Here is a 6416-nt window from a genome sequence, read left to right as displayed (position 1 = left end):
AGGAAGAAATAAGAAAGTAATTGAAGAATACATTCGAAATCAAATACAAGATGATATTGTCGCAGATCAACTTAGTATGGAAGAATTTATTGATCCGTTCACTGGTCAAGAAGTAAAGAGAAAAAATAAAAAGAAATAGGAGAAACCCTTTAGGGTTAGCCGGAAAAGTAGTGCGGTTGGCGAACTTTCAGAGCCCTTTGAAGGGCTGGCCAGTAACGAAGGCTTTCAGCCGTAGAACAAACCACCCGTTTTCACGGGTGGTTATGATTATGAGCAAAAGAGAATAATAAAAAGCAAAAACTTTTTACTGCTGTTTATGCGTCTCTTATGTGTATATAAATTAATAGCATTAAAGGAGCCTTTTTGCGACATGGGAAAGAATGATAGATTTAATCATGATGAATTATTTACAAGCTTTATTAGGGAGAACAAAGAGAACTTTTATCGGCTAGCCTACAGCTATGTAAAAAATTCTGAAGATGCTTTAGATATCTTACAAGACGCGATCCATAAAGCGATCGTCTCAATTGATTCTCTTCAGGATATAAAGATGCTTAAAAGCTGGTTTTATAGAATAGTGGTCAATACTTCCTTAGATTTTCTTAGGAAACATAAACGAGTCAGTATTGTGGATGCGGAAACAATGGAATATATCAGTTCAGGCAGTGAAGACCATTATGAAAATATTGATTTAGAGAGGGCTTTGGATCAATTAACGCCTGAATACAAGAGCATTATTGTTTTACGCTTTTTTGAGGATTTGAAAATAGAAGAAGTAGCAGATGTTCTCAATGAAAATGTGAATACGATAAAAACACGATTGTATAAAGCCTTAAAGCTATTACGAGTTGAATTGAACGATGAAATTATTAAGGGGGCAAACTAGAATGGACAAAAAATTAGACCAGCTTAAAACGGAGTATAAAAATATTCAAATTCCAGATGAATTGGATCTCATTGTCGAGAGGGCATTATTAAAGGGAAAGAAGAAGAAAAAGAAAAACGGTTATAAGTGGGTGGCTGGAACGGCTGCAGCTGCTGTTCTTTTTATCGGAGGTTTGAATATTAGCCCAGCAATGGCCAGCACTTTAGCAGATATGCCTGTTGTTGGGAGTATAGTAAAAGTATTAACCTTTACAGAATATAAAGTGGATAAAGACAAATATCAAGCAGATATAAAAGTACCGGCAGTATCAGATTTAGAGAATGGAGATTTGGCTCAAAGTTTGAATGAAAAGTATTTAAAAGAAGGAAAAGAACTATATGACGAATTCATGGTTGATATGAAGGAGTTAGAGAATGATGGCGGCGGTCATCTTGGGGTTGACAGCGGCTATGAGGTGATAACAGATAATGATCAGCTCTTATCAATTGGTAGATATGTTGTAAATACAGTTGGTTCATCTTCAACAACCATGACATACGATACAATCGATAAGAAAAATCAAATCCTATTAAGCTTACCAATGTTATTTAAAGATGATAGCTATGTGAAAACAATTAGTGAGAATATTAAAGAACAAATGCGTGAACAAATGAAGGCGGATGAGAATAAAATCTATTGGGTATCTAATGCTGGTCTAGAAGACGAAGAGCTTACTGAGCTTTTCGAAACTATTAACAAAGAGCAAAACTTCTATATTAATAATGAAGGAAAATTAGTCCTATCCTTCGATAAATACGAGGTGGCTCCTGGATATATGGGAGTTGTTGAGTTTATCATTCCGACGGAAATAATTTCGGACATTTTAGTAAGCGATGAGTATATTCATTAATGGGAAAACCGAACGGTGTCATTCCGTTCGGTTTTTTACGCACTAATTCTTTTAACTGTCCATCCCAGAAAGACAAAACCTCCATTCTGTCCACGGGCGGTACCAGGTACCAAATTAGTCACAGAAGATGAATGGCTTTTTATATAAGTTAGGCTGGGGACAAGCCCCGGCCTGTTTCATTGATTTTGATATTGGAAATGAACAATAAATATACTGATAAGAATATAATGAGACCAAAATTCTCGATGGCAATATTAGCACCTTACATATTTGCGTTTGAAACCAAGTCTTCCCTTATCAATCTCTTTTTGAATACTCTCGTAGGCGTTGAGCATACTGCTTTTTTTCTTGTCCCGTTTGACTTCTACGATACCTACTTCTTTTGCGGTCTCGACTGCCTTTTCATGCCCTGGCAAATATGAAATCCCCACAGTGTAGAGGAAATTATTCATAGCGGATTTTGTTCGTTCTGGTGAATTATGAATCGTATTTTTGACCAAATCAAGCATATCAGAAATCTTGCTTTCGGAAAATTCGTGGTCTTTGCGATTTCCTAGAAGCCAGCAGTAGCAGCTCCAGCCTGCTGACATTCTCAGCTCGTCACCACTTGCAATCCATTTATCTGCAATGTCTTGAGCAATATCGGATTCTGACAGAGTGACCGCTACTACATAATCGGACAGCATATAAAAATACGCTCCATCTATCCAACGGTCAAAGTCCGATTCAGTCATCGCCTTTGGATCAGCAATAATTCCTGCAAAGTACATAGCATCGTAGTTCCCTGTGGCATAAAGCTCTTCAGCTAAAGGTTGATTTATTTTTATTTGCTTGGCAATGGGTTTCATCGCTCCTGTAGCCACTCCAAAAAGTGGCTCGTGGGCACCATTCGATATGTACATTTTTTTCGTTCGTTCCTTGCCTAATGCCTCAAGCTCCTGCATAACGGTTTCGAAATCCATAGTTTTGTCCATCCTTCCTTTTCAAGCTTTCTATACTTATCATTTTACCATTATTCTTAATCAAGTATTTATGAAGAAACTCAAGTACCGGACCCATCCTTGGAAAGACTAAAGAGTAGTATAATTGTTGAAGTGAATTTATAATAAAAAATATCTAATAGAAAGAGGTAGGGAAGAGTGTATGAGTGATCAAATTAAAGTAGGAATTGTAGGCTATGGCAACCTTGGTAGAGGGACGATTGAAGCGATTAAGAAATGTTCGGATATGAAGCTTGTGGCTATTTTTACAAGAAGGGCACCTGAGAGCCTTTCCATAAATGAACCAAATGTCGAGGTTTTACATATTTCAAGTGCAGAGGAATATAAGGACAAAATTGATGTAATGATTTTATGTGGAGGTTCAGCAACGGATTTACCAGAGCAGGGACCTTATTTTGCTAGAATGTTTAACACAATCGATAGCTATGATACCCATGCGAAAATCCCTGACTATTTTGGTATGGTTGATGAAGCGGCCAAAGCGGGAGGAAAGACAAGTATTATTTCTGTTGGCTGGGACCCAGGCTTATTCTCTGTGAACCGTCTAATGGCTGAAGCGATTTTACCGAGTGGTGAAACTTATACTTTCTGGGGCAAAGGACTGAGCCAAGGACACTCTGATGCGATTCGTAGAGTAGAGGGTGTAGCAGGTGGTGTACAGTATACAGTACCGATTGAGGAAGCAGTGGAAAGGGTCAAGAGTGGAGAAAATCCAGAATTAACTACCGGCGAAAAACACCGCCGAGTTTGTTATGTTGTTGCAAAAGAAGGTGCTGATCGAGCAAAGATTGAACAGGATATCAAAACCATGCCTAATTACTTTGCTGATTATGAAACGGAAGTCAACTTTATCACTACTGAAGAATTAAAAGAAAATCACTCAAAATTACCACATGGAGGCTTTGTCATTCGGAGCGGAAAATCAGGTGAGGAAAATAAACAAATAATTGAATACTCACTTAACCTAGACAGCAATCCGGAATTTACGGCTAGTGTGCTAGTAGCCTATGCAAGAGCAGCTTATCGTTTGAATAAAGAAGGACAAGCTGGTGCAAAAACTGTTTTTGATGTTGCTCCTGGTTATTTGTCTCCAAGATCGGCGGAAGATTTGAGAAGAGACCTATTATAAAGGCTCTTTTCTCAAACATTGTTGCTTATGAGCAATCAATAATTAGACAAAATGATGTTTGCTGCAGTCTATCTGCAGAAACAACGGAGAAAAGTGCTGCTCAATCTATGCGTATCGCATGCCTAGTAGAAAAAAGAATGGCCGGTTTTAAGGTCATTCCAGAACCACAATCCGTGCGAAGACAACCATTATAAAAGAGGTTCCTACTCCCTGTGCGTTTATGATTTACTGCACTGGGGGTAGGAACCTTTTGCTTCGGGTTAGCCATGATGACATTGACTCAAATATTAGATAATTCTTTTCTATTAAGTATCAGTTGCAGCACTAATACTCCAAGAATCTGCATGATCACTTTTACAAGTACTTGACCCAAAATCGCCATCCAAATTACGTTCCATGGCAATATATTGGCACCGATTGGAGACAACCCAACCACGACAAAAATCGCTGAATCTAAAAATCCACCAATAATTCCGCTGTACAATACGCGTAAGTTCATCGGTAAATTTAACCTTGTGTAAATCTCTGTATCGGTCGTTTCTGAAACAGCGAAGCTTAACGCACTCGCAAACACAATCCACAATGTATCCCCAAGAAGATAGCTAGAGATGGCGGAAAGAATTAAGGCGAGAAGAATAAAAAGATACGTCTTCGTTCTTCCATATTTATTTTGAACAAGATCTCGAAGAATAAATGTTGCTCCGATCAGAAAGGAACCCATCGGAATGATAAAAATACCAACTTCGAGTGGTGCGAATTTGGCAGTAACCACATTTGCCAATACAATAGCAAGTAAATAAATTACTATTCTCATAAACATTCACCTCTCATCGATTATCAATTTTTTCAGGATATAAATCATGATTCATCAATCGATATTCAGCCATTTTTTCATACTTTGTACCAGGTCGTCCGTAGTTTGTATAAGGGTCAATAGAAATTCCACCTCTAGGTGTGAACTTGCCCCACACCTCAATATATTTCGGATCCATAAGCTCGATTAAATCATTCATAATAATATTCATGCAATCCTCATGAAAATCGCCATGATTGCGGAAACTAAATAAATATAGCTTTAAAGATTTACTTTCAACCATCTTTTGATCAGGAATATAGCTAATATATATCGTTGCAAAATCCGGTTGACCCGTTTTTGGACAAAGACTAGTAAACTCTGGACAATTAAATTTCACGAAATAATCTCGATTTGGATGCTTGTTATCAAATGCCTCCAAAATTTCAGGGGAATACTCAAACAAATATTTTGTTCCTTGATTTCCTAGTAATGTAATATCCTCTAACTCATGGTCTTTTCGTCCTTGCATAAAAAAATCCTCCCTATTTGTCCCGATTGGAATAGAGAGGTTAGCAGAATGAAATCAATAAAAAAAGCCATATCGATTTGCGGATATGGTTTGCACCATAGTTTTTTATAGAGGGTTTCTGCTATGAACCTCTCCCGTTCAAACGGGTTTCTTATTTAATTGATAAAGATACTATATAGGAAAGACAAAGGGAGTGTCAATAGAAATTTCCTTCTTTCAATAAAAAGGAAAAATAGAAAACCTTAGATTATATGCATTTTTTTGCTTTCTAATACGTTATAGTTAGACATAGGAATTCGTCAATAATGATGGAATATGCATGAAAAGGGGCACTTGAATGAAACATACCTATAGCCTTTTAGAGAAGATTCTATTTTTGTCTACCGGGGTGAATAAGGAGAGGCTGAGAAATGAATTACGGGGAAAGACGATAATTATAACTGGTGCAAGCTCAGGAATTGGGGAAGAAATAGCTTATTTTCTGGCTGATTTTCCTGTACATTTGATTCTTGTCGCTAGAAGAGAGGCAAAGCTTTTATTCTTGAAGGAGGAAATCGAAAAAAAGCAGCCAAAGTCAGCATCTATCGTGCTGACCTTCGTAACGAGGCGGAAATGGAAGCCCTTCTCACCTTTATTCATCAGCTCCCTAAGGGGCTGGATGTAGTCGTTAGTAACGCAGGAAAATCCATTAGAAGACCAATAAAGGATTCATTAGACCGCTATCACGATTTCTCGCGAACGATGGCGATTAATTATTTTGCGCCTGTTCAATTGTTATTGTCTGTTATTCCGCTCCTACAAAAAAATCAAGGGCAGATTATCAATGTTTCTACTATCAATGCTATGCTTCATCCATTTCCCTATTGGGCTGCCTATCAGTCATCTAAATCTGCTTTTGATATTTGGTTTCGCTCTGCGGCTCCCGAATTAAATGCACTGGGTATAGCAACAACTTCTATCTATCTACCATTAGTGAAAACTCCAATGGTCCTTCCAACAGAAGCATATCGAAAAATGCCTGCCATGAGCCCGAGCCACGTTGCGAAAATTATCTGCAAATCCATGTATACAAAAAGGAAAAAATACAGGCCATGGTGGTTGCCACTGGGACAGTTCGGCTCCTTGGTTTTTGGAGGATTACTCGAACAGTTCATCCTATCTAATGTAAGAAAAAAGGGGAATTAAG

6 protein-coding genes and 2 pseudogenes are annotated in these 6416 nt (G+C 37.9%); 5 read left to right on the top strand and 3 right to left on the bottom strand.

Annotated elements, in window-relative coordinates:
• The 3 genes and pseudogenes from J2S07_RS13030 to rsiV form a co-directional block, all read left to right on the top strand.
• Positions 1 to 139 (top strand): annotated as a pseudogene (locus J2S07_RS13030) (IS200/IS605 family transposase); the annotation flags it as partial.
• Between the two features lie 231 nt (positions 140 to 370).
• Positions 371 to 886 (top strand): RNA polymerase sigma factor SigV, encoded by a 516-nt coding sequence (sigV, locus tag J2S07_RS13025; protein WP_307150845.1) that lies wholly within the window; start codon positions 371 to 373, stop codon positions 884 to 886.
• Between the two features lies 1 nt (position 887).
• A complete protein-coding gene (rsiV, locus tag J2S07_RS13020) occupies positions 888 to 1775 on the top strand; it encodes an anti-sigma-V factor RsiV (protein WP_307150844.1) in 888 nt (295 codons plus the stop codon).
• 254 nt (positions 1776 to 2029) lie between these two features.
• Here rsiV and J2S07_RS13015 read toward each other — a convergent pair whose 3' ends face one another.
• Positions 2030 to 2737 (bottom strand): DNA alkylation repair protein, encoded by a 708-nt coding sequence (locus tag J2S07_RS13015; protein WP_307150843.1) that lies wholly within the window; start codon positions 2735 to 2737, stop codon positions 2030 to 2032.
• 181 nt (positions 2738 to 2918) lie between these two features.
• On the opposite strand from J2S07_RS13015, the gene J2S07_RS13010 reads away from it, so the two are divergent.
• Positions 2919 to 3905: a diaminopimelate dehydrogenase gene (locus J2S07_RS13010; RefSeq protein ID WP_307150842.1), complete on the top strand. Its 987-nt coding sequence runs from the start codon at positions 2919 to 2921 to the stop codon at positions 3903 to 3905.
• Positions 3906 to 4185: 280 nt separating this feature from the next.
• Here the strand turns inward: J2S07_RS13010 and J2S07_RS13005 are convergent, their stop codons facing one another.
• Both J2S07_RS13005 and queF read right to left on the bottom strand, forming a co-directional pair.
• Positions 4186 to 4719 (bottom strand): VUT family protein, encoded by a 534-nt coding sequence (locus J2S07_RS13005; RefSeq protein WP_307150841.1) that lies wholly within the window; start codon positions 4717 to 4719, stop codon positions 4186 to 4188.
• 13 nt (positions 4720 to 4732) lie between these two features.
• Positions 4733 to 5230, bottom strand: a complete 498-nt coding sequence (queF, locus tag J2S07_RS13000; protein ID WP_307150840.1) for a preQ(1) synthase — start codon at positions 5228 to 5230, stop codon at positions 4733 to 4735.
• Positions 5231 to 5567: 337 nt separating this feature from the next.
• On the opposite strand from queF, the pseudogene J2S07_RS12990 reads away from it, so the two are divergent.
• A pseudogene (locus J2S07_RS12990) lies at positions 5568 to 6415 on the top strand (SDR family NAD(P)-dependent oxidoreductase).
• Position 6416 lies beyond the last annotated feature (1 nt).

It is taken from the genome of Anoxybacillus andreesenii (assembly GCF_030813005.1).
Taxonomy (GTDB): domain Bacteria; phylum Bacillota; class Bacilli; order Bacillales; family Cytobacillaceae; genus Robertmurraya; species Robertmurraya andreesenii.
This window is presented reverse-complemented; position numbering and strand designations above follow the sequence as displayed.